The sequence below is a fragment of the Amycolatopsis sp. cmx-11-32 genome (assembly GCF_047608695.1).
In the GTDB taxonomy this organism is placed as follows: domain Bacteria; phylum Actinomycetota; class Actinomycetes; order Mycobacteriales; family Pseudonocardiaceae; genus Amycolatopsis.
The window spans coordinates 1-25660 of the sequence record NZ_JADNQN010000011.1 but is presented as its reverse complement, the minus strand read 5'-3'; the positions used below and the strand labels follow the sequence as shown (position 1 = coordinate 25660).

Annotated in this window: 22 protein-coding genes, 1 tRNA gene and 2 pseudogenes; 19 read left to right on the top strand and 6 right to left on the bottom strand. The window is 68.1% G+C overall.

The genetic code is table 11. The features are described 5' to 3' along the window. Positions 1-58 precede the first annotated feature (58 nt). From ACM6LR_RS28380 to ACM6LR_RS28325, 12 genes and pseudogenes are all read left to right on the top strand, one after another. The gene (locus ACM6LR_RS28380) at positions 59-1129 is read left to right on the top strand and encodes a hypothetical protein (protein ID WP_414944912.1); all 1071 of its coding nucleotides are present in this window, start codon (positions 59-61) and stop codon (positions 1127-1129) included. Between the two features lie 7 nt (positions 1130-1136). Continuing rightward, entirely contained in the window at positions 1137-1766 is a 630-nt protein-coding gene (locus ACM6LR_RS28375) for a class F sortase (RefSeq protein WP_414944911.1), read from the top strand. A 179-nt stretch (positions 1767-1945) separates the two neighbouring features. Continuing rightward, positions 1946-2623, top strand: a complete 678-nt coding sequence (locus tag ACM6LR_RS28370; RefSeq protein WP_414940480.1) for a class F sortase — start codon at positions 1946-1948, stop codon at positions 2621-2623. A 93-nt stretch (positions 2624-2716) separates the two neighbouring features. Then, entirely contained in the window at positions 2717-4105 is a 1389-nt protein-coding gene (locus ACM6LR_RS28365; protein WP_414940479.1) for a glycine--tRNA ligase, read from the top strand. A 208-nt stretch (positions 4106-4313) separates the two neighbouring features. Continuing rightward, positions 4314-5213 (top strand): annotated as a pseudogene (locus ACM6LR_RS28360) (ABC transporter ATP-binding protein). Beyond that, positions 5210-5926 carry an ABC transporter permease gene (locus ACM6LR_RS28355; protein WP_414940478.1) on the top strand — a complete coding sequence of 239 codons (717 nt, stop codon included), beginning with the start codon at positions 5210-5212 and terminating at the stop codon, positions 5924-5926. Before ACM6LR_RS28360 ends, ACM6LR_RS28355 begins: the two are co-directional and overlap by 4 nt. A gap of 16 nt (positions 5927-5942) precedes the next feature. Further along, on the top strand, positions 5943-7127 hold the full coding sequence (locus ACM6LR_RS28350; protein WP_414940477.1) for a sensor histidine kinase: 1185 nt from the start codon (positions 5943-5945) through the stop codon (positions 7125-7127). Next, positions 7124-7729, top strand: a complete 606-nt coding sequence (locus ACM6LR_RS28345) for a response regulator transcription factor (protein WP_414940476.1) — start codon at positions 7124-7126, stop codon at positions 7727-7729. Before ACM6LR_RS28350 ends, ACM6LR_RS28345 begins: the two co-directional genes overlap by 4 nt. Positions 7730-7760: 31 nt before the next feature. Next, on the top strand, positions 7761-8396 hold the full coding sequence (locus tag ACM6LR_RS28340; RefSeq protein WP_414940475.1) for a YdcF family protein: 636 nt from the start codon (positions 7761-7763) through the stop codon (positions 8394-8396). Positions 8397-8467: 71 nt separating this feature from the next. After that, entirely contained in the window at positions 8468-9739 is a 1272-nt protein-coding gene (locus ACM6LR_RS28335; RefSeq protein WP_414944910.1) for a deoxyguanosinetriphosphate triphosphohydrolase, read from the top strand. A gap of 217 nt (positions 9740-9956) precedes the next feature. Next, positions 9957-11033: a serpin family protein gene (locus ACM6LR_RS28330; RefSeq protein ID WP_414940473.1), complete on the top strand. Its 1077-nt coding sequence runs from the start codon at positions 9957-9959 to the stop codon at positions 11031-11033. A 9-nt stretch (positions 11034-11042) separates the two neighbouring features. Beyond that, positions 11043-12845: a glycosyl transferase gene (locus ACM6LR_RS28325; RefSeq protein ID WP_414944909.1), complete on the top strand. Its 1803-nt coding sequence runs from the start codon at positions 11043-11045 to the stop codon at positions 12843-12845. 62 nt (positions 12846-12907) lie between these two features. On the opposite strand, the gene ACM6LR_RS28320 is transcribed toward ACM6LR_RS28325, so the two are convergent. Beyond that, entirely contained in the window at positions 12908-14245 is a 1338-nt protein-coding gene (locus tag ACM6LR_RS28320) for an aldehyde dehydrogenase family protein (protein WP_414944908.1), read from the bottom strand. 259 nt (positions 14246-14504) lie between these two features. Between ACM6LR_RS28320 and ACM6LR_RS28315 the strand changes: the two genes are divergently transcribed. Then, the gene (locus tag ACM6LR_RS28315) at positions 14505-15071 is read left to right on the top strand and encodes a carboxymuconolactone decarboxylase family protein (protein WP_414940470.1); all 567 of its coding nucleotides are present in this window, start codon (positions 14505-14507) and stop codon (positions 15069-15071) included. Between the two features lie 75 nt (positions 15072-15146). Here the strand turns inward: ACM6LR_RS28315 and ACM6LR_RS28310 are convergent, their stop codons facing one another. Further along, positions 15147-16085 (bottom strand): sigma-70 family RNA polymerase sigma factor, encoded by a 939-nt coding sequence (locus ACM6LR_RS28310; RefSeq protein WP_414944907.1) that lies wholly within the window; start codon positions 16083-16085, stop codon positions 15147-15149. A 62-nt stretch (positions 16086-16147) separates the two neighbouring features. Here ACM6LR_RS28310 and dnaG point away from each other — a divergent pair, with 62 nt between their 5' ends. The 3 genes from dnaG to ACM6LR_RS28295 are packed head-to-tail and all read left to right on the top strand — an operon-like array spanning position 16148 to position 19371. After that, positions 16148-18049: a DNA primase gene (gene dnaG / locus ACM6LR_RS28305; RefSeq protein WP_414944906.1), complete on the top strand. Its 1902-nt coding sequence runs from the start codon at positions 16148-16150 to the stop codon at positions 18047-18049. 2 nt (positions 18050-18051) lie between these two features. Next, positions 18052-18573, top strand: a complete 522-nt coding sequence (locus tag ACM6LR_RS28300; protein ID WP_414940467.1) for a hypothetical protein — start codon at positions 18052-18054, stop codon at positions 18571-18573. Between the two features lie 33 nt (positions 18574-18606). Next, positions 18607-19371 carry a trans-aconitate 2-methyltransferase gene (locus ACM6LR_RS28295; RefSeq protein WP_414944905.1) on the top strand — a complete coding sequence of 255 codons (765 nt, stop codon included), beginning with the start codon at positions 18607-18609 and terminating at the stop codon, positions 19369-19371. A 50-nt stretch (positions 19372-19421) separates the two neighbouring features. Here the strand turns inward: ACM6LR_RS28295 and ACM6LR_RS28290 are convergent, their stop codons facing one another. Next, positions 19422-19601, bottom strand: coding sequence for a hypothetical protein (locus tag ACM6LR_RS28290; protein ID WP_414940465.1), 180 nt, complete (start codon positions 19599-19601; stop codon positions 19422-19424). Between the two features lie 164 nt (positions 19602-19765). Between ACM6LR_RS28290 and ACM6LR_RS28285 the strand changes: the two genes are divergently transcribed. Both ACM6LR_RS28285 and ACM6LR_RS28280 read left to right on the top strand, forming a co-directional pair. Continuing rightward, positions 19766-19838 (top strand) — tRNA-Asn (locus ACM6LR_RS28285). A gap of 572 nt (positions 19839-20410) precedes the next feature. Further along, on the top strand, positions 20411-21556 hold the full coding sequence (locus tag ACM6LR_RS28280) for a hypothetical protein (protein WP_414940464.1): 1146 nt from the start codon (positions 20411-20413) through the stop codon (positions 21554-21556). Between the two features lie 443 nt (positions 21557-21999). Here ACM6LR_RS28280 and ACM6LR_RS28275 read toward each other — a convergent pair whose 3' ends face one another. Continuing rightward, positions 22000-23013, bottom strand: coding sequence for a hypothetical protein (locus ACM6LR_RS28275; RefSeq protein ID WP_414944904.1), 1014 nt, complete (start codon positions 23011-23013; stop codon positions 22000-22002). Between the two features lie 443 nt (positions 23014-23456). Then, positions 23457-23963: a hypothetical protein gene (locus ACM6LR_RS28270; RefSeq protein WP_414944903.1), complete on the bottom strand. Its 507-nt coding sequence runs from the start codon at positions 23961-23963 to the stop codon at positions 23457-23459. 111 nt (positions 23964-24074) lie between these two features. Between ACM6LR_RS28270 and ACM6LR_RS28265 the strand changes: the two genes are divergently transcribed. Further along, positions 24075-25058: a DUF5937 family protein gene (locus ACM6LR_RS28265; RefSeq protein ID WP_414941787.1), complete on the top strand. Its 984-nt coding sequence runs from the start codon at positions 24075-24077 to the stop codon at positions 25056-25058. Positions 25059-25510: 452 nt separating this feature from the next. Here the strand turns inward: ACM6LR_RS28265 and ACM6LR_RS28260 are convergent. After that, positions 25511-25660, bottom strand: a pseudogene (locus tag ACM6LR_RS28260) (MerR family DNA-binding transcriptional regulator); the annotation flags it as partial.

The window sequence follows — 25660 nt, the reverse complement described above, 5'->3', positions numbered from 1 at the left end:
GTCGCTTCTCGTACGCTGACGACCGCGCTCGGAGGGCACGGAGAGGCAGTGGGGAGACATGACTCGTTTCGTGACGAAGCTGGCCGTCGCGACGGCGGCCTTCGCTTTGGCGTCGGTTCCGGGGCTCGCCTCGGCGCAGACGGCGCGGGCCGTCGATGAGAAGACCGGCCCCGTGTCGTTCGCGAACGTGGCATCGGTACGCATCGGGAACCCGGGATCGCTGATCACCGAGACCCAGCGTTCGCCGTTGACGCCCGGCCAGTCGAAACTCTCCCCGGACCGCACCGTCGTCCCCCGCGACGACGGCGAGCGGAACACCTTCGGCGACAAATGGGCCATCAACCTCGGCCGCTACGGGGCGCAGAGCCCGTACCCGGCCGGCATCGCCAGCCGCGACCACAACGTGCTCGCCGCGCTGCGGCAGACCACGGTCCCGACAGCGATCGCGGAGAGCAACTACGCCCTGATCGACAACGGGCACGGCGGTGCGACGCTCGCCGAGAACACGGTGCTGGTGCTCGAAGGCGCGAAGAGCGCGGTCGACTGCGTCTCGCCGGGCAAAACGACGTCGTCGACGAGCGTGGGCAAGATCTGGGTGCGGAACGAAACCGGCGCGCTGAAGCAGTCCGGCGCCTCGGGCGTCGAGGTCAAGGGACTCAAGCTCGGTCCGCCGTCGATCGTCAAGAACGAGAACATCAGCAACGACAAGACCACCTCCGACCTGACCGTGTCGCGGGTGACCGCCTTCGACCAGCTCATCCGGCAGAGCGGCTGGCGCGACGGTGACGTGACCGCGGCGGCGGGCTGGAAGCTGGACATCGTCACGCACGTGCGTGACGCGGCGGGCAGGGACCTGCGCGAGGCCCGCACGACGATCGTGCTCGGCGGCGTGAGCTGCGCGATCCCGAAGAACTTCGTGGCGAAGCCCGCCGGCGGCACCGGGCCGGGCGCCGCGCCCGAGCAGCCGTCGGTGCCGGGGACGGTGCCCGCGGGCGGTATTCCGCCGCAGGTCGCGGACTCGACGCGGACCGTGGTCGGGCTCGGACTGCTGGGCGGCGGCATCGTGATCGGCGCCGCGGCCCTGCTGCTCTACCGTCGTCGCGAGCCCGTGCCGGCGCGGGAGAAGTAGCGGTCCCGTGCGGACCTGGGTCGCGGGACTCTCCGCCGTCGTCTCCGCGCTCGCCATCTCAGCGGGCGTGATCGTGCTGACCTGGATCCCGCCGGAACCCGCGGCCTCGTTCGCGGAACCCGCGGTCATGCCTGGCGAAGAAGGCGCGCCCTTGGTGCTGCCCGCGGACAACGCGAAGCGCGGGCAACGGCCCGGCACCATCCGCCTGCCCGAGGGCGGATCGGCGAAGCTCGTCCGGTCCGAGGTCAACTCCGACGGCGTCCTCCCGATCCCGCGTGGTCTCGGCGACGCGGCGTGGTGGGGCGCGCGGCTCGGCGCCGAAGCCGGCACGGCGCTGATCTCCGGGCACGTCAACTGGGACGGTGCCAAGGGACCGTTCGACGAACTGTGGCGGATGCGGGACGGCCAGGAGGTGGCCGTCAGCGACGCGGCGGGCGGGATCTGGGTCTATCGCGTGCGTGAGGTCGTCACCGTGCACAAGAACGACCTGCCCGCGCAGGCGGAGAAGCTGTTCGCGCAGCGCGGGCCGCACCGGCTGGTGCTGGTCACCTGCGGTGGCGATTACCTCGGCGGGACGGACGGCTACCGGGACAACCGGGTCATCGTCGCGACCCCCGTCTCCGGCCCGCCCGCCTGACCCCTGCCCCTGCCCCTGCCCGCCCGCAATTAGTCCTCTAGTTGCGGTAGTTGCACACGCAAGGACCGCAACTAGAGGACTAATTGCGGGGAAGTCGATGCAACCCCCGTCAGCTCACATCGCGTGTCTAGCGACACCGGCCGTTTCGGCGGCTTGAAGCGAGCAAGGAGAAATACCCGATGGTGGGACAGTTCGACGACGGCGCGGCGGGCGAGGAGCACCCGAAGAAGCGGTCAAAGCTGGGCTGGGTCCTCGCCTGTGCCGGGATCTTCGTGGTGGCGGCCGTGGTCGCGGTGTTCGTCTTCACCGGGCTTGGGGTCACTGAGAAGAGTGACCCGGTCGTCGCGGCAGCACAGGACCAGGCGAACGCGTCGGCGGTGCAGCAGTCCGAGGTCGCGGCGGATACGGGCCAGGCGCCCGGAACGGTCAAACTGCCCGGTGGCGGCACGGCGAAACTGATCCGCAAGGAACTGACCGCCGATGGGACCCTCCCCATCCCCGAGGGTCTCGACGAAGCCACCTGGTGGGGCTCGAAACTGGGCGCCGACCAGGGCGCGTCTCTGCTTTCCGGGCACGTGAACTGGAAGGGCGAGAAGGGCCCGTTCGACGAACTGTGGCGACTCAAGACCGGTCAGGAGGTCAACGTCGTCGACACCGACGGCGGCAAGTGGGTCTACAAGATCGGCGAGATCGTCACCGTGCACAAGACGAAGCTCGCCGAGCAGGCGGAGAAGCTGTTCGGACCGGACGGTCCGCACCGGCTGGTGCTGGTCACCTGTGGTGGCGAGTACGTCGGCGGGACCGACGGCTACGAGGACAACCGCATCGTCACCGCGTCCTTGGTCAGCCGCCCCTGACCCGTTCCAACCTCGCCGGAGGTCGTGCGGGGACGGGCGGTTAGTCTTGTCGTTCTAGTCCGATACCCGTCCCCGCATGCTTCGGAGCGTGGAGTGCCCGCCAACACCATTGAGACCGTCGTCAGCCTGTGTAAGCGTCGAGGCTTCGTTTTCCCGTGTGGAGAGATCTACGGCGGTACCAAGTCGGCGTGGGACTACGGGCCCCTCGGTGTCGAACTCAAGGACAACATCAAGCGCCAGTGGTGGAAGAACGTCGTGCAGAGCCGGGACGACGTCGTCGGCCTCGACTCCTCGGTGATCCTGCCGCGCCAGGTCTGGAGCGCGTCGGGTCACCTCGACGTCTTCACCGACCCGCTGATCGAATGTCTCTCCTGCCACAAACGTTTCCGTGCCGACCAGCTCGCCGAGGACTTCTCCGCGCGAACGGGCAAGGAGGTGACCGAGGACGACCTGTCCGAGGTCCCGTGCCCGAACTGCGGCACCCGGGGCGAGTACACCGCGCCGCGTGACTTCAACATGATGCTGAAGACCTACCTCGGCCCGGTCGAGTCCGAGGAGGGCGTGCACTACCTCCGTCCGGAGACCGCGCAGGGCATCTTCATCAACTTCCTCAACGTGCAGACCACCGCGCGGAAGAAGCCGCCGTTCGGCATCGGCCAGATCGGCAAGTCGTTCCGTAATGAGATCACGCCGGGCAACTTCATCTTCCGCACGCGTGAGTTCGAGCAGATGGAGATGGAGTTCTTCGTCGAGCCGGGCGAGGACGAGACCTGGCACCAGTACTGGATCGACGCGCGCACCGACTGGTACAAGGATCTCGGCATCAAGCCGGAGAACCTGCGGCTTTACGAGCACCCGAAGGAAAAGCTCTCCCACTACTCGAAGCGCACCGTCGACATCGAGTACCGGTTCGCGTTCAACGCGGGCCAGGAGTGGGGCGAGCTCGAGGGCATCGCGAACCGCACCGACTACGACCTGACGACGCACTCGAACCACTCCGGTGTCGACCTGTCGTTCTTCGACCAGGCTTCGAAGCAGCGGTTCCGCCCGTTCGTCATCGAACCCGCGGCCGGTGTCGGCCGCTCGATGATGGCGTTCCTGGTCGACGCGTACCACGAGGACGAGGTCCCCAACGCCAAGGGCGGCGTCGACAAGCGCGCCGTGCTGAAGCTGGACTACCGCCTCGCGCCGTACAAGGTCGCCGTGCTTCCGTTGTCCCGCAACGCCGACCTCACGCCGAAGGCGCGCGACGTCGCGGCGACGCTGCGGAAGCACTGGAACGTCGACTTCGACGACGCCGGCTCGATCGGCAAGCGCTACCGGCGCCAGGAAGAGATCGGGACGCCGTTCTGCGTCACCGTCGACTTCGACACACTCGACGACCTCGCGGTGACCGTGCGGGAGCGCGACACCATGGCGCAGGAGCGGGTCGCGATCGACAAGCTCGAGGCTTACCTGGCGGGGCGCCTGATCGGCTGCTGACCCCGCTCGCGGATGTTATGAACGGTCCGTTCAGCACAAATTCTGTGCTGAACGGACCGTTCATCACCTCGGGGGCGGGGTTGTTGTGAGCGGTGGGCGGGGATCTCGCCGGGAACGCTCTCACCCGCGGCCTACCCTGACAACTGTCACCCCCAGTTCGTGACGCGCGGCCCACGTCCGGAGCGCCCCCGCGCGACAAGCTCCAGGCCTGCGAGAACAAGGCATCACCGCGGGGGCGGCGGTACGACTTTCCGGCCTGCGTAAGCATTACGGCGACGTCCACGCCGTCGACGGCCTCGACCTCACGATCGCGCCGGGTGAGGTGGTCGCGCTTCTCGGCCCCAACGGCGCGGGCAAGTCCACCACGGTCGACATGACCCTGGGCCTCACCGTGCCCGACAGCGGCACCGTGACCGTCTTCGGGCGCGAGCCGGGTGACGCGGTCGGCGACGGGATGATCGGCGCGATGCTGCAGGGCGGCGCGCTCGTCGAGGATCTCACGGTCGCCGAGACCGTCGGTATGGTCGCCGCGTTGCACCGCAAGCCGATGCCCGTGCGTGAGGCGTTGCGCCGTGCCGGGGTCGAGGACATCGCGAATCGGCGTTCCACCAAGCTTTCCGGCGGCCAGAAGCAGCGCGTGCGGTTCGCGTCGCGTTGGTGAGCGACCCCGACCTGCTGATCCTCGACGAGCCGACCGCCGCGATGGACGTCGGCACGCGCCGCGAGTTCTGGAAGTCCATGTACGAGTTCACGAACTCCGGCCGCACGGTCGGAGTTCGCGACCCATTATCTCGAAGAGGCCGAAGAGTTCGCCGACCGTGTCGTGCTGATGCGGTCGGGGCGGATCGTCGCGGACGGTTCGGTCGCGCAGGTCCGTGCGCTGGCAGGGGGACGCACGGTCCGCGCGGTGGTGCCCGCGGTCACCGGTTTCGAACTCCGCGGCGGCCGCGTCGTCATCTCCAGTTCCGATTCCGACACCACGTTGCGGGCACTGCTGGCCCACGTGCCCGAAGCGCACGACATCGAGATCAGCGCCATCGGCCTCGAAGGCGCCTTCCTTTTCTTGACCACCGACAGCACCGAAGACACCGAGGAAGCTGTCCGATGAACCCGGCCTTTCTCAAGACCGAGATCGTCCGCACCTTCCGTTCGACGCGGTTCGTGCTCTTCGCCGTCGCCTTTCCGGTGCTGATGTTCCTGTTGCAGGTCAACGTTTTCGGTTCGGCCGACGTGAACATCTCCGGCGTGATCATGGTCAACATGACGGCCTTCGGCACTTTCTCCGCCGCGATGACGAGCGGCGCGAAACTGGCGATCGAGCGGTCCGCGGGCTGGCAGCGCCAGCTGCGGCTGACCCCGCTGACCGGCGCCGGTTACCTCGGCGGCAAGGCGCTCTCGGCGATGCTCGTCGCGCTTCCGCCGCTGCTCCTCGTCCCGCTGGTCGGCGTCCTGTTCCAGGGCGTCGACCTCGACGCCGCCGGCTGGCTGCGGCTGGTGCTCGGCAGCTGGCTCGGCGCGGTCCCGCTGGTGCTGCTCGGCCAGTTCGGGACGCCGGAGTCGATGCAGCCGATGAACATGATCGTCATGATGGGCATGGGCTTCCTGGGCGGCTTGTGGATCCCGATCGACGGGACGCCGTCGTGGATGGCCGACCTCGCCAAGGTGACGCCGACGTACTGGCTGATCCAGCTGGTCCGCCCGGTCGTCACCGACCATCTCACGGTGAGCCTCCCCGGCGCGTTCGGTGTGCTGGCGGCGTGGACCGCGGTTCTCGGGGTGCTGGTGATCAGGCGTTACCGTAAAGACAGTGCGCGGGTCTGAGAAAAAAGGTGAACCGGTGAACGACTACCCGGGCAGGGTGAAGACGGGCTTGACCAGCCGGGAGAACTGGTGGGCGGACATGCCACCGCGGACCGGCCGGAGACCCCGGCCGGGGCGGTGGGCCGTACTCGGCCTCGCCTTCATCCTGCCCAGCCTCGTCCCCGAGGCGGTGGACCTGCTGACCGACGGGGCGACCGGGAAAGAGCTCGTGACCGCCGCTTTCCTGATCGTCTACGGCGTCTGTTACGTGCTGTTCCCGCTCAGCCTGCGGCCTTCCCGGCGGAAGGCGACCTACGTCTTCTCGGTGCTCATGCTCCTCATCGGTCTCGTCCTGGTGTTCCTGCACGACAACAACCCGTACGTCCTGATCTACGCGACGGCGGTGCTGGCGTTCACCCTGCCGCCCGCCTGGGCGCTGATCCTGGACGGCGGGGCCCTGCTGCTGGTGCTGCTCGTCCACCTGATCCTCGGGAGGGACGACTTCGGTGACCTCATCGCGGTCACCTCGATCACGGCGGCGATGTTCTTCATGGCGAACCTGGTCCGCGCGGTGCGGAAGCTGGAAGCGGCGAACCAGGAGATCGCGACACTCGCGGTGGCGGGCGAACGCGAACGGCTGGCGCGCGATCTGCACGACATCCTCGGTCACAGCCTCACCACCATCACGATCAAGTCCGGCCTCGCCCGCCGGATCCTGGAGAGCGGCACGGACGACAGCCGTGCGCTGCGGGAGATCAGCGAGGTCGAGAGCCTGACCCGCAGCGCGCTCTCGGACATCCGCGCCACGGTTTCCGAGTATCGCGAGGTGTCGCTCTCGGTGGAGGTCGCCGGGGCACGGGCGGCGCTGCGGGCGGCGGAGATCGACGCTGAGCTGCCGCACGCGGTGGACAACGTCGATCCCAGTCTGCAGCGGACCTTCGGTTACGTGCTGCGGGAAGCGGTCACCAACGTTCTCCGCCATTCCGAGGCGAAGCGGGTCAAAGTCCGCTTCGGCAAGACCTGGCTCGAAGTCGAGGACGACGGCGAAGGCGGCGAGGCGGCGGCGGGGAACGGCCTGCGCGGGCTCACCGAACGGCTGGCCGCTGTCGGCGGGACCTTGACGACCACCGCGCCGTCTGCGGGAGGATGGCTCGTCCGCGCGGAGGTACCGGAGTCCGCCGTGCGTGCGCCGCTCACCGAACCCGCTGGAGGTCGCGCGTGATCCGGATCCTGCTCGCCGACGACCAGGCCATGGTGCGTGGGGCGTTGGCCACCTTGCTCGGCCTCGAAACCGACATCGAGGTGGTCGCCCAGGTCGGCTCGGGTGACGAAGTGCTTCCACGGGCGAAGGAAACCGCCCCGGACGTCGCGCTGCTCGACGTCCAGATGCCGGGCAAGGACGGTCTCGAGGCCGCCGCCGAACTGCACGGCGCGCTGCCGTCGTGCCGGATCATCATCTGCACCACCTTCGGCAGACCCGGCTACCTCGCGCGGGCGATGGCGGCGGGCGCCGCGGGATTCGTGGTCAAGGACGCCCCACCGGAGCAACTCGTCGACGCCGTCCGCCGAGTCCACAGTGGACTCAGGGTGGTCGATCCCGCGCTCGCCGCCGAATCGCTCGCCACCGGCGCGAGCCCGCTCACCGCACGCGAGCACGACGTCCTCAAAGCGGCCGAGGACGGCAGCACGGTGGCCGGCATCGCCCGTGCGCTGCACCTTTCCGAAGGCACCGTCCGCAACCATCTTTCGGCCGCGATGGGCAAGATTGGCGCGAGGACGCGGGCCGAAGCGGTGCGGCTCGCGGAAGAACGCGGCTGGCTCTGAGAGCACCTCGCCGCTCTGCGAGAATCACCCCGTGAGTACCGCCGAACGGACCAAACCCACTCGCGCGAACCGGGTGCGCCGGATCGTGGCGGGAGCGCTGCTGATCGTCGTCGCGGTGATCGGCGGGACGGCGTTCCGGGTCTGGCAGGTCGCCAGGGAAGACGTGCGCGATCAGGCCGACGTCATCGTGGTGCTCGGCGCGGCGCAGTACAACGGCAGGCCGTCGGAGATCTTCCAGGCCCGGCTGGCCAAGGCGAAGACGCTCTACGACCAGGGCGTCGCCAAGACGATCGTCACCGCCGGCGGCAAGAAAGCGGACGACAACTACACCGAAGCACAGGCCGGCGCGCAGTGGTTACGCAAGCGAGGCGTGCCCGCGTCGGCGACGCTGCCGGTCGGGGAGGGCAGCGATACCCTGCGCAGCCTGCGCGCGGTCGCCGAGCAGGTGCAGAAGCGGGGCTGGAAGACGGCGGTGCTGGTCAGCGACCCGTGGCACTCGTTCCGCGCCCGGGCCATGGCCGACGACCTCGGCCTGGAGTCCTGGACCTCGCCCACCCACCACGGCCCGGTCGTGCAGACCCGCGAGACGCAGGCGCGCTACATCGTCCGCGAGACCGGCGCGCTGCTGTATTACCGTCTTACGAAGTCTCCGGTCGATGCTTTGTAAGTGGCACTACCGTCTCACCAAGTCCCCGTCGACGCCCTGTAGTTGTCGGTGCTCGCGCTTAAGCTGGGCCGGTGAGCGACACCTACACCAAGGCCGACACGGCGCGTCTGCTGCCCGAGCGGCCCAAGGGCGCGGCGCTGGGAGGCGCCGAGGACGGGCGGAACGCCTTCGCCCGTGATCGCGCGCGGGTGCTGCACTCGGCGGCCCTGCGGCGGCTGGCAGGCAAGACCCAGGTGGTCGGCCCTGGTGAAGGTGCCGAGGTCAGCGGCGTGCCGCGTACCCGGCTGACGCATTCGCTGGAGGTCGCGCAGATCGGCAGGGGGATCGCGGACGAACTGGGCGCGGATCCGGATCTGGTGGACACCGCCGGGCTCGCGCACGACATCGGGCATCCCCCGTTCGGGCACAACGGTGAGCGCGCGTTGAACGAGGTCTCGCAGCCGTGCGGTGGCTTCGAGGGCAACGCGCAGACGTTGCGGATCCTGACCAGGCTGGAGCCCAAGGTCCTGCTCGAAGACGGGTCCGTCGGCGGGCTGAACCTCACCCGCGCCTGTCTCGACGCCTCGACGAAGTACCCGTGGCAGCGTGAAGAGGGCAATCCGAAGTACGGCGTCTACGCCGACGACGCGGAGGTGTTCGCGTGGGTCCGCGCGGGCGCGCCGGACCGTCGCACCTGCCTGGAAGCGCAGATCATGGACTGGTCCGACGACGTCGCGTACTCCGTGCACGACGTCGAAGACGGGGTCCTGGCGGGCCGGATCTCCTTGCGGGTACTGGCCGACGCCGAGGAACGCGCGGCGGTGGCCGAGGTGGCACGGCGGTTCTCGGACCAGTCACAGTCCACTTTGGAGGGTGCGGCGAAGGAACTGCTCGACCTGCCCGTGGTCGCGGAACTCACCGGACAGCGACTCGACGGATCGCTCAAGGCGCAGGTCGCGCTGAAGCGGCTGACGAGCGAACTGGTCGGCCGGTTCGCGACGGCGGTCGTCGGCGCGACGCGGGCGGTCCACGGCGAGGGCCCGCTGAGCCGCTACGCCGCGGAACTGGTCATCCCGGAGCAGGTCGCGGCCGAGGTCGCGTTGTTCAAGGCGCTCGCGCTGCGGTACGTGATGAGCGACAGGCGGCGCCTCGCGATGCAGGACGGCCAGCGCCAGACACTCGCCGAACTGGCCGGGGCGCTGTGCCGCCGCGCGCCGGACGCGCTGGACGGGGTGTTCCTGCCCGCGTGGGAGGCCGCCGCGGACGACGCGGCCCGCTTGCGCGTGGTCGTCGACCAGGTGGCGTCGCTCACGGACGCGCAGGCCTACGCGTGGCATGCCTGGCACACGGGCCGCCACGGCTGAGTGGAGTCGTGAGTTTTGGTCGTTCTGACGACCCGAACACGTACGACCGCCGGGGCCGGCCGCTCACCCGCCCCGATCGGTGTCGCGAAAGCCACTTTCGGGACATCAGAGGTCGCGAAAGTGGCTTTCGCGACACGCCAGCCTTGTCTCACCTCGTGAACAAGGCGGAACTTTCGGACAGGAGACGGACGGGCCCGTCCACGGTACGGTCTGCGGCATGGGCGCTGTCGAAAGCCACCTCCGGTTTGGTCTGGACCTCTACCGAGTGCTGGCGAGCCGCGCGGAGAACGCGTGCTTCTCGCCGTACTCGATCGCGAGCGCGCTCGGCCTGGTGACGCAGGCCGCCAAGGGGAAGACCAGAGAAGAACTGATCGCGCTGCTCGGTGACCCGGACGAGCTCGCCGACCTGCTGGGCAAGGCTTCGTCGCTGCTCGACGACGGCCCCGAACTCGCGGTCGCGAACACGCTCTGGGCCTGGGACGGGCTCCCGCTCGAGGACTCCTTCCGTGACGAACTGGCGACGTGGCCGGGCGGCAAGGTCGCGAGCGCTCCGTTCGGCGACGATCCGGAGGCCGCGCGGCGGCTGATCAACGCCGACGTCGCCGAGGCCACCCGCGACCTGATCCCCGAACTTCTGCGGCCAGGGACCGTCGCGGCGGACACCGTCGCCGCGATCGTCAACGCGCTGTATCTCAAAACCGCGTGGACCAACCCGTTCTCGCGTGACAACACCGCGCCCGCGGACTTCCACGCGGCGTCCGGTACCCGTACGGTGCCGACGATGTGGCTCGAAAAACAGCTCGACCACACCCACGAGGACGGCTGGCAGGTCGTCCGGCTCGGCGCCGAGGGCGGGGTGGAGGCGATCGTCCTGCTGCCGGACGGCGACCTCGACGACGCCGAACTCGACCCCGCCAAGCTGGCACGCCTGCTGGAGAACACCCGCTCGAAGACACTCAGCCTGTCGCTGCCCAAGCTGAAGCTGGACGTCGCCAGCCCGCTGACGGAGAAGCTCCAGGAACTCGGCGTGCGGACGATGTTCACCGCCCGCGCCGATCTCACCGGGCTCGCCGACGACGACCGGCTCGAAGTGTCGGAAGTCGTCCACCAGTCCGTGCTCCGCATCGACGAACAGGGCCTCGAAGGCGCCGCCGCGACGGCGGTGCTGATGCGGCTGACGTCGATCATGGTCGACGAACCTCTCGAGGTCGCCGTCGATCGCCCGTTCCTTCTGCTCGTGAGGCATGCCTCGACGGGTGTGATCTACTTTCTCGCCCGCGTTGTCGAGCCGTGAGGATGGTCAGTGAGCCTTTTCCAGGCTGAGGCGGCGGCCGTTGAGGCCGTGGAGACTCCCCCGAGACCCCGCCGATTCGCCGCCGCCGACGCCGCCATCATGGGCGGCTTCCTGCTGTTCGCTTTCCTGCTCTACAACGGGCTTTGGCTCGACCTGAAAGAGGGCTACCTCTGGAACAGCGCGTCGGACCAGAACCTGTGGGAGTGGTTCTTCTCCGTCACCGCGGACAACGTGCAGCACCTGAACAACCCGCTCACCTCGCACTTCCAGAACCACCCGCTCGGTGTGAACCTGATGGCCAACACGGCCATGCTCGGCATCGGCATCCCGCTGACGCCGGTCACGCTCATCTTCGGCCCGACGGTCACCTGGGCCATCGCGCTCACCGGCGGCCTCGCCGGCACGGCGGCGGCCTGGTACTGGGTCTTCTCGCGGCATCTGGTCACCCATCGGGTGGGCGCGGCCATCGGCGGCGCCTTCGTCGGGTTCGCCCCGCCGATGATCTCGCACGGCAACGCGCACCCGAACTTCGTCGCGTGGTTCGTCCTGCCGTTCATCGCGCTGCTGGTCTTCAAGATCGCGCGCGGCGAGCGGCCGGTCCGCAACGGGATCTTCCTCGGCCTGCTCGCGGCGTACCAGGTCTTCCTCGGTGAAGAGCCGCTGCTGATCTTCGCGATGGCGTTCGCGATCTTCGCCATCGCCTACTTCGCGACGAACTACCGCGAGTTCCCGCCGATGGCCAAACCGCTGGGGATCGGGGTCGGCATCGGCGTCCTCGTGGCGCTGATCCTGTGCGCTTTCCCCTTGTGGTGGCAGTTCTTCGGCCCGCAGAGCTATCAGGCGATCGAGCACGGCCCCGTCGGCAACGACACCGCCGCGTTCACGCGGTTCGCGACGCAGTCGGTCGCCGGGCAGCCACAGGCCGCGGCGGACGTGTCGATGAACCGCACCGAGGAGAACGCCTTCTTCGGCTGGCCGCTGATCGTGCTGATGGTGGTCATCACCGTCTGGCTGTGGCGCGAGGTGTTCGCGCGGGCGCTGGCGATCTCGATGTTCGTGATGGCCTGGCTTTCCCTCGGTGTGCAACTGATCGTGGTGCACGAGGAGACCGGGATCCCGGGGCCGTGGAAACTCTTCTCCGAACTGCCGCTGTTCGAATCGCTGCTGGAATCGCGGCTCGCGATGGGCTGCATCCCGCTCATCGGCGCCCTGCTGGCGCTGGCGACCGAGCGCGTCCACACGGTCGCGTCGAAACTGCCCGAAGTGCCGGGGGAGCGGCGATTCCCGTTGCGGCTGGTCTGGATCGGCGTCGTGATCGCGGTACTGCTGCCGGTCGCGCCGACGCAACTGGTCGTGAAGGACCGGCCGCCGACACCGAGGTTCCTCGCCGACGGCACTTGGCGGACCTACGTCGCGCCCGGCGGCACCGTGGTGCCCGTGCCGTTGCCGAGTTCCGGCGAATCCGAGCCGCTGCACTGGCAGATCGACGCGGGACTCGGCTACTCGATGCCGGAGGGCTACTTCGTCGGCCCGAGCGGGCCGGACGACAAACGCGGTCGCTACGGCGCCATCCAGCGGCCGACGTCGATCATCTTCGACCAGATCAAGCAGACCGGGGTGCCGGCGACGATCACGGAGTCGCAGCGGGTGCAGGCGCTGGAGGATCTGCGGTACTGGAACGCCGACGTGCTCGTGCTGATCCCGCGCGAACACCAGGACGCGTTCCGGGCCACGGTGGACCTGCTGCTGCGGAAGCCCGCCGAGTTCGTCGACGGTGTCTGGATCTGGGACGTGCGGACCATCACCCCCTGACCCCCTTCGCAAGTAGTCCTCTAGTTGCGGTCCTTGCACGTGCAACTACCGCAACTAGAGGACTAATTGCGGGCTGGTGGGTGGCGGTGCACGACGAACGGTTCCGTGTTGCCCGCGATGTCGCCAGAGCCGCCCAGTTCGCTCTGCTTCGAGCCCGGGAAGGGTTCGTCGAGGGGCAGAGCCAAATGCTCGTTGACCCACACCGTCCCGCATTCGAGCCGCCGAGCGACTTCGGCGCCGCGCTGCTCGTCGGTGCTCCACACCGACCCGCACGAGCCCGGCGACGAGTCGTTCGCCAGTCCGACGGCTTCGTCCACTGTGGAGCATCGGACGATCGGCAGCACCGGGCCGAATTGCTCCTCGCGCACCACACGCATCCCGTCATGCGCCTCGGCGAGGATCGCCGGGGCGAAGAAGTAGCCGGGCCCGTCGAGCCGTCCGCCGGTGACGACCCGCGCGCCGCGCGCCCGCGCTTCCTCGGCCAAATCGGTGACGCGGTCGTATCGCGACCGGTTGTTCACCGGGCCCATCTGCGTTCCGGGTGTCCGTCCGTCGCCCACCACGACCTTCTCCGCCAAGGCCGCCAGTGCCTCGACGATGCCGTCATACGCCGGCCCGATGGCGTAGACGCGTTTGACCGCTATGCCGATCTGCCCGCAGTTGGCGAACGCGCTCCAGAACAGGCTTTTCGCGATAAGCGCGGGATCGGTGCCGGGAAGGACGATCGCGGGACCGTTGCCACCCAGTTCCAGGGTCAGCCGTTTCAACGCGGCCGCGGCCGCGGTGGCCACCCGTTTCCCGGTGGGGACGGAGCCGGTGAAGTCGATCTTCCGTATCCCAGGGTGCGAGACCAGATACTCGCCGAGAGGGTCTTGTCCGGTGAGCACGGTCAGCACGCCCGGTGGCAGCACCTCCGCCAGCATCCGGCCCAGGTGCAGGGTGGTGAGCGGGGTATGCGGCGACGGCTTGAGCACCACCGTGTTCCCCGCGGCGAAGGCGGGCGCGAGTTTCGCGACGGCCAGCTGGACCGGGAGATCCCACGGCGTGATCGCGGCGACCGGACCCAATGGGCGATGGTGCACCTCGATCCGGCCATCGCCGACGACCTGCGGTTCGAGTCTCAACCGGGCGAAGTACCGGAACCGCGCCGCGGCCTTGGCGAATTCGGCTTCGGCTTCCCGAAGCGGTTTCCCCTGCTCCTCGGTCAGCACAGGGGCCAGCACCGCCGCGGCCTCTTCGACGACGACCGCGCACGACATCAGCGCCGTGTGCCGGTCCGTGGCGCGCCAGGCGGGCCAGGCGCCGACGGCGGCGCGCACCGCTTCGTCGACATCGGCGCGCCCGGCGTTCGGGACGCTCGTGATCCGTTGCCCGGTCGCGGGATCTTCGACGGCGAGCATCAGTCGGCGCCGATGACGAGGTGGTCCATGTGTTCCTCCGATGGGGGAGTGCGGAGGGATCGCCGAAGAGACCGACGGATCGGCATCGGTTGGTACGGAAGCAATTACGGAGAGCCAGTTTACCCTCGATGATCGAATCGGGGTTCCGGCGAAAAGGCTAATCGCTTCCTGTCGTGTGGCTCGCCTCACCGAAACGGCTGTCACGTCCGCGCGGGCCGCCTCGTCCACCTTCTGATCGCAACCGCACGAGGAGGACATCATGCCGCGCATTCCCGCCGTCAAGACCGCCGAAGCCGGCCTCTTGCTGAAGCTGTCCTACAAGTTCGCCGGAAGGCGCTTCGGCGCGGTGCCCGAGCCGATGGCGGTCGCCGCGCACCACCCCGCGCTGTTCCGCGCGAGCGGACTGCACGAAGTGCTGGTCGAGAAAGCCAGCAAGGCACTGCCGCCGAACGTGCGCGAGCTGGCCGTGTACCGGGTCGCGACGCAGCTCGGCTGCGCGTGGTGCATCGACTTCGGGACCATGCTGCAGGTGCACGAGGGTCTCGACATCGAACGGCTGAAGAACATCGACGACTACGCGATGTCGCCCGCCTTCACCGGCCAGGAACGGCTCGCGCTCGCGTACGCCGACGCGATGACCGCGAGCCCGGTGACCGTCACCGACGAGCAGGTCGCCGAACTGGAACGCGAGTTCGGCCGTAAGGGTGTCATCGAACTGACCTACCAGATCGCGCTCGAGAACTTGCGCGCCAGGATGAACAGCGCGCTCGACATCACCGCGCAGGGCTTCACCTCGGGCGACGCGTGCCGGATCCCGCTTCCCTGACCCGACCTCACGCGTTTCGTCCTCTAGTTGCGGTAGTTCGCGCTACCAACTACCGCAACTAGAGGACGAATTGCGTCAGGAGCCGACGTGGGAGCGCGCGGTGGCGAGCTTGTCCGGGTTCGCCATGTCGTAGATCGCGACGATCTTCCCGTCGCGGATGACGAACGCGTCGACGTGTTCGTCGAGCGCCCGGTACCCTTCCGAGGCGGCCTGCGGCGGGATGTAGAACCCGAGGTCGCCGTTGACCAGCGCCATCCTGGCCTTCTCGATCCCGGCCGGGTCGTACATCCGCATGAGGCCCTGGAACAGCCGGGTGACCTTGTCGAGCCCGCTGACCGTGTGCACCGCCGTGCGCGCCTTGCCACCGCCGTCGCCGACGAGGACGACGTCCGGGTGCAGGACCTCGGCCACCGCCTTGATGTCGCCGGTGAGCATCGCGGTCATGAACTTCTCGATGATCTGCTGCTGCTCGGCGAGCGCCGTCCTTGGCGGCGGATCGGCGTCGGCGAGCGCGCGGCGCCCACGGGAACCGTGCTGGCGCGCGGCCTCCGTGGTACAGCCCAGGATTTCGGCGATCTCGCCGAACGGCACCGAAAACGCGTCGTGCAGAACGAACGCGACACGTTGCTCGGGCGTCAGCCGGTCGAGGACCACCATGGCCGCCATCCGCATCCCGTCGTCGCGGACGGCGATGGTCAGCGGGTCCTCCGAAGCGGGTGTGCCCAGCGGGCCGAGGACCGGCTCGGGCAGCCACTCGCCGACGTACCGCTCGCGGCGCACCACCGCCGACCGCAGCCGGTCGAGACAGATCCGGCTGACGACGGTGGTCAGCCAGCCCTTGTGGTCCTCGATGGCCGAGCGGCGGCCCTCGTCCAGGCCGCTCAGCCGCAGCCAGGACTCCTGGACCGCGTCTTCGGCGTCGGTCAGCGCGCCGGTGAGCCGGTAGGCCACCGACACCAGATGGGGGCGCAGTGTGGCGAACTTCCCGGCGAGTTCATCCAGGGCGGTGCTCATTCTCCGAGTGTGCCGCACGGGCCTCCAGCACGAAGAACCAGGACACGGCCTAGAGTGGGGGCGTGGCAGGACGGATTCGGGACAGCGACATCGCGGAGGTGCGCGACCGCAACCGAATCGACGAGGTCATCGGCGATTACCTGGCGCTCCGCAACGCCGGCGGCGGCAGCCTGAAAGGGCTTTGCCCGTTCCACAACGAGAAGACCCCGTCGTTCAACGTGCGCCCCAGCCACGGCACCTTCCACTGTTTCGGCTGTGGTGAGGGCGGCGACGTGATCAAGTTCATCCAGAAGATGGACCTGATCTCCTTCGTGGAAGCCGTCGAGCGGCTCGCGGATCGCGCGGGGTTCCGGCTGACCTACGAAGGCGGCGGCGGGAGCGTCCAGCGTGATCGCGGCACTCGCGCCCGGCTGATCGAAGCGCACCGCGCGGCTCAGGAGTTCTACGCCGAGCAGCTGCTCACCCCGGACGCGCGCGCGGCGCGGGACTTCCTGTCCGAGCGGGGCTTCGACTCCGCCGCCGCGCAGACGTTCGGCTGCGGGTACGCGCCGGCGGGCTGGGACAAGCTCACCAAGCACCTGCTCACCCACGGGTTCGAGGTCAAGGAACTGCTCACGGCCGGTCTGGCCAAGGAAGGGCAGCGCGGGCCGATGGACCGGTTCAACCGGCGGTTGCTCTGGCCCATCCGCGACGTCGGCAACGAGGTGGTCGGGTTCGGCGCGCGGCGCCTGTACGACGACGACCGCGTCTCGGCGAAGTACCTGAACACCGCGGAATCGCCGATCTACAAGAAGTCTCAGGTGATGTTCGGCCTCGATCTGGCCAAACGCGAGATCGCCAAGCGGCACCAGGTCGTCGTGGTCGAGGGCTACACCGACGTGATGGCGATGCACGCCTCCGGGGTGCCGACGGCCGTCGCGTCGTCAGGGACGGCGTTCGGCGAGGACCACATGAAGGTCCTTCGGCGGCTGATGATGGACGACGACGCCTTCCGTGGCGAAGTGATCTTCACCTTCGACGGTGACGAAGCCGGTCAGAAGGCGGCACTGAAGGCCTTCGAGGGTGACCAGACCTTCGCCGGGCAGACCTACATCGCGGTCGCCCCCGACGGCATGGACCCCTGCGAACTGAGGCTCGCCAAGGGTGATACCGCGGTGCGTGATCTGGTCGCGCGGCGGATCCCGCTGTTCGAGTTCGCGATCAAGAGCATGCTCAAATCCTTCGACCTCGACTCCGTCGACGGCCAGGTCGCGGCGCTGCAGAAGACCGTCCCGATGGTCGCGGGCATCAAGGACCGCGCCAGCCGCGACGGCTACGCGTCGAAACTCGCCTGGTGGGTCGGCTGGCAGGACGCGGCGCAGGTGGTGAACCGGGTCCGCGGCAGCGCGGGCGCGTCGGCGAAACGCTCCTCCACCGTCGAGGCCCGGCGGCCCGCCGCGGCGGCCACCACCACCACCGCGGAGGACGATTTGCCGAGGCCCGCGCCCGGCGATCCGCGGTTCATCGCGCAGCGGGAAGCGCTCAAGGCGGCGCTGCAGCAGCCGATGCTCGCCGGGGCGGAGTACGACGCGCTCCCCGAGGACGCGTTCACCCACCCGGTTTACGTCGCCATTCACAAGGCGTTGCTGTCCGCCGGGGGAGCGGGTTCCGGCCTGACCGGGCCCGCCCTGCTCGACGCCGCCGCCCCGCACTGTCCACAAGGGACGGTACGGCGAGTGCTCAGCGAACTTTCGGTGGAACAGTTACGGGCCAAGGGCGAGGTCGACTCGCGCTACATCTCGGCGCAGCTCGCGGCGGTACAGGAGAGCCTGGTCGGCCGCCAGATCAACGAGATCAAGTCGAAGCTCCAGCGGCTTTCCCCGGTCGAGGCGCCGGACGACTACCGCGCGCTGTTCGGCGACCTGGTCGCGCTCGAGCAGTACCGGAAGGCGCTGAAGGAACAGGCCATCGGCGGATTGGACTGAGCATGGGCTGGCTGCGTCACCTGCTGGGTGACCGTGTCCCGGCGGATTTCGCAGGCACTCTGGACGACGGCGAGCACGTCGTCGGGAGCGCTCCGGTCGAGAGCGGCGGGTATCTGCTCGTCACGCAGCTCGGCCTGTGGATCCCCGGCGGAGAAGGGCCGCGCCGGGTCGGCTGGCATCTGATCGGCAAGGCCGCGTGGTCCGAAGGGGTGCTCACCCTGACCGAGTCCGAGGAGACCGGGTCCGCGGGGAAGGCCGTGCTGCTGGCCGACAAGGCCCCGGTCCGGTTCCGGCTCGCGCGGCCGGGCAAGGTCCCGTTCCTGCTGCGGCAGCGTGTCGACGGTTCGGTCCGGGAGCGGCACCGCAAGGACCTCGGGACCGGGGGAGCGTGGTTCGTCGAGCGCAAGGTCCCCGGCCGGGACGGCACGGTGCTGCAGGTGCGGGCCGATCCGGGCACCGACGTCGACGTGATCAAGGCCATCGCCGAGGAAGCGGCGGAGAAACTCGCCAAGCCCCGCGGCTAGCAGTACGCTCGTACTGTATCGCTGGGAGGTGCCATGTGGGATCCGGTCAAGTACCTCGACTACGCCGGCCTGCGGGCCCGGCCGTTCCACGACCTCATCGGGCGGATACCGGTCGTGAAGCCCCGCCGGGTCGCCGACCTCGGCTGCGGGCCAGGGAACCTGACCGCCGTCCTGGCGGAACGCTGGCCGGACGCGGTCATCGAGGCGAGTGACAGCTCCCCGGAGATGGTCGAGGCCGCTCGCTCACGAGGCGTCGACGCGCGGGTCCTGGACGTCAACGACTGGACGCCCGAGCCGGACACCGACGTGGTCATCTCCAACGCCGTGCTCCAGTGGGTCCCCGAGCATCGAGTCCTGCTCCGTCGCTGGGTGGGCCACCTGCCGTCCGGGGCGACGCTCGCGTTCCAGGTCCCCGGCAACTTCGACGCCCCGTCGCACGCCCTGGTCCGCGCCCTCGCGCGCACCGAGGAGTGGGCCTCGCGCCTCGCCGACGTCGTCCTGCGGGAGAACGAGGCCGTCGACAGCCCACTCGGCTACGGAAACCTGCTCGCCGACGCGGGATGCGCCGTCGACGCCTGGGAGACGACGTATCTGCAGCGGCTGACCGGGGAGGACGCCGTGCTCGAATGGATCACCGGTACCTCGTTGCGACCGGTCAAAGAGGCGCTGCCGGGCGCCGATTGGGACCATTTCCGGGCCCAGATCGCCCGAAAGCTGGACGAGGCCTACCCGCCGCGCTCCGATGGGAGTACGTGGTTCGAGTTCCGGCGCGTCTTCGTGGTCGCCGTGGTGCCGTGAGGGGCCCTCCGCCGCAGGCGAAGGGCCCCTTCGGTTCGTCTGGGGCATCGTCAGCGCCGGGGCCGCCCGAACCTCTCACCGACCTTGGCGCGAGCGACCCCGGCGGCGCCCTGCACCATGGGGTGGTCAGCGATCTTGCGGTAGGTCCGCACGATCTGCTCGTACCGTCCCCGGCCGGCCTTCGCGCCCAACACATAGCCCGCGGCCGCGCCAAGCAGGAACATCTTCATCCGAGTCCACGCCTCCGTTCGATCTTGCTCCGGCTGTCATTGTCCCTCAAAACGCGAGCTTGACGAGGTGACGGACAAAAGTGGGGGGTGGGTGAGCGGCTGCCGGAGGTGGTGGGCTAGAGTTCTCTCATCGGTCGGAGCGAGCCGGCCGGTGCGGAGCACAATCCCCTGTAGCTCAACTGGCAGAGCATTCGGCTGTTAACCGGAGGGTTCTTGGTTCGAGTCCAAGCGGGGGAGCACAAGCCCAGGCCACGCGGCCTGGGCTTCTTCGTGTCTGGGCACCAGGGGCGATTCAGTGTCGATTTCGACGCTCGCCCAGTGTTCGGCCGTCGCACCGCTTGCGTGATCCGCTATAGTCACGACGACTTGTTCCCAGATTTGATCTTCCCGCGGTCGGCGCCGATTCGCTATGCCGGCTTCATCGTGGGTGCGGCAGCATCCACCGCTGGTCGGAAACTTGCCGGACCGCAGCGCTCTGACCTGTCGTTATAGAGAATCCGCCGCCTGACTCACGCCAACCAGCCCTGGCTTCGCCGAGACTTCTCACTCGCCACAAGGATCCGACTTCGGATCACGTGAGGACACCACGTCGGTGAACCGCGCCTGACAGGGTCTGACGGCGCGCGCTCATGGCGACGTTCTTTGCCGTGCTCGCGGGCGTCGATCGGCCAACGCCTTGTCGTCCTCCCCGTATCTACCCGCACGCCGCAGCCGGTTCTGGCCGGTCCGACTCACTCCACAGGAGATCCTCCATCAGTGTTCCCGTTGTTCTGCCGCATGCCGCCTGTGCTCCTCGTTCTCTCACCGATGTGTACGGTCCGGGCATCGCTGTCTGCGCCCGGCCCGAACTGACCGCCGCGGAACCAGTGAACAGACACCGCCGCAGCCGCGACGTAGTTTCCGCGCGACCGATCGCTGTCGCCGCCGACACGCCGGTGATCTGCAGTGCCGGTGGCACGGACCCGGATTTGCTGGCACACCTGCGTGACAGCGGCCTGCCGGTCGGCACAGACCTGCGCGAGTTCCGAAGCGAAAGGGAATTCGCCTCCCGGGTGACCGAAGCGATGTCCGACGGCCTGCTGATGTCGATGGAGTACCCGCAGCCAACCACGCTGTGCCCAGACGAACGCGCGCTCAAAAGCGCGCAACTCGTCGGCTATTTGAACAACAAAGCCAGCATTACCACGTTGGTCGATCCACGTTTTCAAGCGCACCGCAGCGTCGTGACTCGCGAGCAACTCGCGGAGGCGGCGCCGGCGGAGAAGTCGTGGGTGCTCAAGGCCGCGACCAACGACGCGCACGGCGGAAGCCTCGATGTATATCTGCACCGGGCCGACGAGCGGATCACGCTACCGGCGTTCACCGATGTGCTCACCGAATTCGTCGTCGAGGAGTACCTGCAGATCCTGCGAAACTGGGGCCTGCAGTTCTACGTGGGAGCGGACGCACGGGCCCGCCTGCTGGCCGTGACCGAGCAGCGCGTCGACGCGATCGGGGTCTATGCCGGCGGCAGATTCGGTGCGGTCACCACTCCTCCTGCCGAACTGCTCGCCGAATGCCTGGCGATCACCCAGCGCGCGGCCGATGTCGGCTACCGCGGTCTGTGCAGCCTTGACTGCGCCCAAACCCGGGACGGCCAGCAGGTCGTGCTCGACCTGAACTTCCGGATCACCAGTGGCTCGATCCCGTTGCTGGCGATGCAGTCCGTCCGCCCCGACGCCCTTGACCGCGCCGCCGAGTCCGTGACGCTGACCGTCGACGGCGCACTCACCGACCTGCTCGCCGAGGTACGCCCGGCATTGGCCGCCGATGCCCTGCTCATCGTGGCTGGTCATGACACCGGCCACACGGACAACCCCATCAGGCGAAGCACCTTGCAACTGCTGGTCCTCGGCGACGACCCCGACGAGGTCGCCACTCGACGCCGCATGCTGGAAGAGAAGACCGGCCACTGACGCTCGTCATGCCACGGAGCGGCTCCGTCACGTTCAGTGCGACGGGACAGCAGCCAGATGCGTGTGCGACCCGCACGGCTTCCGGACGATCCGCGGTACTGCTACGTTCGCCGGTTCCTGCACGCCGGTGCACAGGAACCGGCCGCCGTGGTGCTTGTGGTTTCCTTGTATGTCAGCGAGTTCGTGACCCGTCATGGTTGACCAGTGGCTCGGGCCCAACGAAGGCGCCGGGAATTGCCAGGGCAGCTGATCGAACAATCACACACCTGTCGTTTCCGGCGGAACATGACATGTTCCGCCGGAAACGACATGATGGCTAGCGTGCGGGCCGTGTGGTGCCCGGATACTCGTCGGCGAGGTTCGGTCGGTACCACTGAATCGTTGGAATGCGCTGTCTTGCTTCAACGACTCGTCACGTGAGACGCGGTCTCAGGTAGAGGGCTTCAGTACGGGAGGACGTACGCGTGGCTCATGTCGGAGTCGTGCGTGGTGGTCGAGCCGCGTGAGTCGGGGAGTCCGGTGGCCGTGCCCTGGATGCCGGCGGTCTCACCGCCCAGCCATTCGGCCTTGACGTAGGCGTTGAACCGGGGGATGCAGCCCGGTGCTGTGCTCACGGTGAAGTCCGCTTTGTTGAGTGGGACGTATTTGTGGTGGACCCAGTACGGCACGTCGTGCGTGGCCTGGATGCTGCTGTCGGTTTTGCAGAGGGTGCCGTCGGATTTCCATTGGTTGACGAAGAGTGTGAACTTCACCTGCGCTGTCTTGTACTTGTCGCAGGGCGTGTTGGGCCAGCAGATCATCAGCTCGACATCGCCGACGACGTTGAGGCCCTGCACGGTCGTGGGGAGGGTGAAGTAGTCGAGCGCGGGTAGCCGCACCACCGGGCTACCGGCGTTGAGGCTGTGTACCCCCGGCCCCACGCTGGATTGCACTGGTTGCCCGTCGGTGGCGTTGGTGACCGAGGTGTCGGCGAAGGTGATGTATCCGCTGTCCAGGCGGTAGGTGGCGTCGTTGGCGTTGAGCGAGTTGCCTCGCACGTTCGCGGTGCAGGTGACTGTGCCGGCGACGCCGGGGTGGACGAGGAAGCGGGTGTAGAGCGTCACGTCCTGCGCGGGGGAGCCCGAGTTCTTGTCGTAGACGTTCTGCCCGATCACCATGTTCTTGCTCCAGCCGCCCGGACCCCGGCAGACGACTTCGTTGTCGAAGAGGCTGCGGATGGTGGCGTTGTTGACCCGCATCTTCGAGACCACGTACGCGGTTTGCGTGGCGGTCATGTTCAGCGAGATGGTGCCAACGGGAGTGACGTTCTGATCGACCCCGCCACCCGGTGGGAGCCCGGGCGCCAGGATCGTTTGCGGGGTGAAGGTAACGGATGTCGCCGCCTGCGCGGGCGTGGCGACCAGCAGGCAGGCGATCAGCGCGAGCACCGCCGTCGCGACCAGGGAACGGACGTTCAAGTTCGACCTCCTCATTGACATTTCCTCATGCGGACCCGGCCGACAGGGCAAGCCGGTCTCATTTCCTTGTTGTCATGGCCTCACCCGGAGGGAACCACGCATGATTCCGGCTCGTGACGAAGACGCGGAGCCACACATTTGCGGGTGATCGACCGGAATAGCGGCAGCTCGTGCGCTTCCCCGAAAGCGCACCAGGATTAGAAAATCCCTAGCGACGCCCGACGGCCGGGCAGTCACTTCATACTGGGTGGTGTCCTATTACCGAACCATCCGCCGTTCGAGTGGAGCAGGAACCTGGCAACCACGAGGAGTGCGTGACTTGCCACGTCCTCGTCCAGGGAGATTGTTCCCACCGCCGTTCGCCGAGTTGTCCTGACCTACGTGGCGGATACGGGGCCCATACGCGGTCACGGGCTCAGGCCGGACGGTGCCGCTACCGCCGGTCAGCCATCGAGGGGCGGCACCCAGGGCCTCCCCGCATGGGGACCGGAGCAGACGCTGACGCCGCGATAGCAGGCAAAGTACTCGAGGCCGTCGTCGGGGTTTCCGCTGGTCATCCAGACATCGACCCCGGTGGCTCCGCCTGCGACGTCGGTGAAGAGGGGAAGGGACGCGGGCCCGGATTTGTTGTACCAGGTGCTGGAACCCCGCCAGCCCAGCCAGGTTGTGCCTGCCCACGCCTGCGCGTAGATCCGTCGGTACCCGCTGGCCTTGAACGCTCCGTCGACGCCGACCGACCGGTTGTACCAAGTGACCGTGCCTTTGTAGTAACTCGCGCCGACCACGATCGAGAAGGTACTGGTGGGATAGGCGGCGTTTGCGGGTGTCGCCGCGAAGACCATCCCGCCAACCGACGCGACCGCGGCCACGGCCGCACCGACCTTTCTCATCCGGTTCTTCGCCTTCGTTGTGTCCTTCGGTCTCACCATGACGATCACTTCCAGGTTCATCGGGTAAGGGGGCACGTTGTTCGGCGACACCACTCAACCGCGTGTGGGCCTAGCGCCGGAAAGCATTCGAGCCCGTTCAAATCCACCACGGCAGCTGCTACCGTCGGCGCGGTGCTCACGTTGCGTGTAGACGCCGACACGGTGTCCAGGACGCGGTGGTCGCCTTCCCCCGCATCGGAGTCCATGGCGTGGCTGAAACTCGCCGCCGCGTCGGGACGGCACCCGGTGTTCGGAGACCCCGGACCACTTGCCCGCGCGTCACTCGCCCATCCGGACGTCGCCCTGCTCGCGGACCTGTTGCCGCAGAACGGCGACACCTACACGCCCGACCTGCTCACCCCGCAACCAAAAACGGACGCCCGGCGCCGTGACCTGCTCGGTGAGCAGATCGCGCAGATCGAGGCGGCAACGCAGGACGACCTCGAAAACCAGGTCTTCACCTACACCCGGACCCACTGGAACAGACCACTGAGGGCCACGACCCGCCGGATCGCGGAGTCGGGGCGGATGCAGCGACGTCTCGCCAACGGTCTCGCGCGGTTCTGGCGGGATACCCTCTCCGATGGCTGGCCCGAATTGCGCTCGATCATCGATCAGGACATCGCCCACCGTGCGACGGCCATCGCCACCCAGGGCGTCGGCCGGACGCTCGGAGCACTCCACCCCGACATCGGTTGGGCCGGCGACGCGGTCACCATCGCCAAGCCTTGGCACGGCGAAATCGATGTCACCGGCCGGGACCTGGTCCTCGCCCCCAGCGTGCTCAGCTGGCCCGACGTCATCATCCAGGTCGACACCCCCGGGCAGTTCGTCCTCTACTACCCCGCCCAGCGGATCGGAACCAGCCAGGACCGCAGATCCGGAAACATCGCGCAAGTCGTCGGCAACGCCCGCGCGGCCCTGCTGACGGACCTCGAAACCGCCCGATCCACCACTGAACTCGCCATGCGGAACGGATACACCCCAGGCACCGTCTCCTACCACCTCAGCGCACTGCACCGCGCGGGCCTCGTCACCAAAGTCAGAGCCGGGCGCTACGTGCTGTACCAGCGGACCACACAGGCGGCAGGTCTGCTGGAAGAAGCCCGTGACTAGCCTGGGCCTGTGAACCGCCAGGCCGCCCTTCCCTGCTGTTCGAGCCGGTTGAAGCAGCGTTGCACGATGTTGCGTTGTTTGAAGACCGCTGCGCCGGCTCAGGGTGGCGCGCGGATCGCGTAGCCGGAGGTGGCTTCATGACGAGCGAGTCCGAGGAACAACCGACCTGTCCGCGGGGGCAAGCTGGCCGGGCCGGTCGAGGCGGTGCCTGACGAGTTCACGTTCCCGGCGGTCGTACAGATCAACACCGACGTCTCGTCGTCCAAAACAGTCGAGGCCCGCTGGAAAGCGGCGCGGTGACCGGGCGAGAACGGCGACGAGCCGCCATTGACCGAAAGGCACGCCGTGAGAACAACGGCGGCTGTAACGAACACGACAAACCGCGCGATCGCCGGCTCGTTTGACGACCGGTGCGAGGTGTGCCGCGGGATGTTTGCGGCACACCTGGCGGTTTAGTCGGTGGTGGGGAGTGTGCGGTTTTGGTGTTGTGCGTCGTGGAGTTGGTCTTCGAGGGTGATGATGCGGCAGGCGGCGTCGAGGCCGGTGCCGTTGTCGACTAGTTCTCGTACGCGTGCGGCGAGGCGGAGTTGGTGGCGGGAGTA

What these genes read in the sequence shown, in the direction of transcription:
- ACM6LR_RS28370 (WP_414940480.1), top strand. Translation starts at nt 1,946, where the DNA reads ATGGTGGGACAGTTCGACGACGGCGCGGCGGGCGAGGAGCACCCGAAG.
- ACM6LR_RS28315 (WP_414940470.1), top strand. Translation starts at nt 14,505, where the DNA reads ATGCCGCGCATTCCCGCCGTCAAGACCGCCGAAGCCGGCCTCTTGCTG.
- ACM6LR_RS28290 (WP_414940465.1), bottom strand. Translation starts at nt 19,601, where the DNA reads ATGAAGATGTTCCTGCTTGGCGCGGCCGCGGGCTATGTGTTGGGCGCG.
- ACM6LR_RS28300 (WP_414940467.1), top strand. Translation starts at nt 18,052, where the DNA reads ATGGGCTGGCTGCGTCACCTGCTGGGTGACCGTGTCCCGGCGGATTTC.
- ACM6LR_RS28310 (WP_414944907.1), bottom strand. Translation starts at nt 16,085, where the DNA reads ATGAGCACCGCCCTGGATGAACTCGCCGGGAAGTTCGCCACACTGCGC.
- ACM6LR_RS28270 (WP_414944903.1), bottom strand. Translation starts at nt 23,963, where the DNA reads ATGAACCTGGAAGTGATCGTCATGGTGAGACCGAAGGACACAACGAAG.
- ACM6LR_RS28320 (WP_414944908.1), bottom strand. Translation starts at nt 14,245, where the DNA reads ATGCTCGCCGTCGAAGATCCCGCGACCGGGCAACGGATCACGAGCGTC.
- ACM6LR_RS28380 (WP_414944912.1), top strand. Translation starts at nt 59, where the DNA reads ATGACTCGTTTCGTGACGAAGCTGGCCGTCGCGACGGCGGCCTTCGCT.
- ACM6LR_RS28295 (WP_414944905.1), top strand. Translation starts at nt 18,607, where the DNA reads ATGTGGGATCCGGTCAAGTACCTCGACTACGCCGGCCTGCGGGCCCGG.
- ACM6LR_RS28330 (WP_414940473.1), top strand. Translation starts at nt 9,957, where the DNA reads ATGGGCGCTGTCGAAAGCCACCTCCGGTTTGGTCTGGACCTCTACCGA.
- ACM6LR_RS28355 (WP_414940478.1), top strand. Translation starts at nt 5,210, where the DNA reads ATGAACCCGGCCTTTCTCAAGACCGAGATCGTCCGCACCTTCCGTTCG.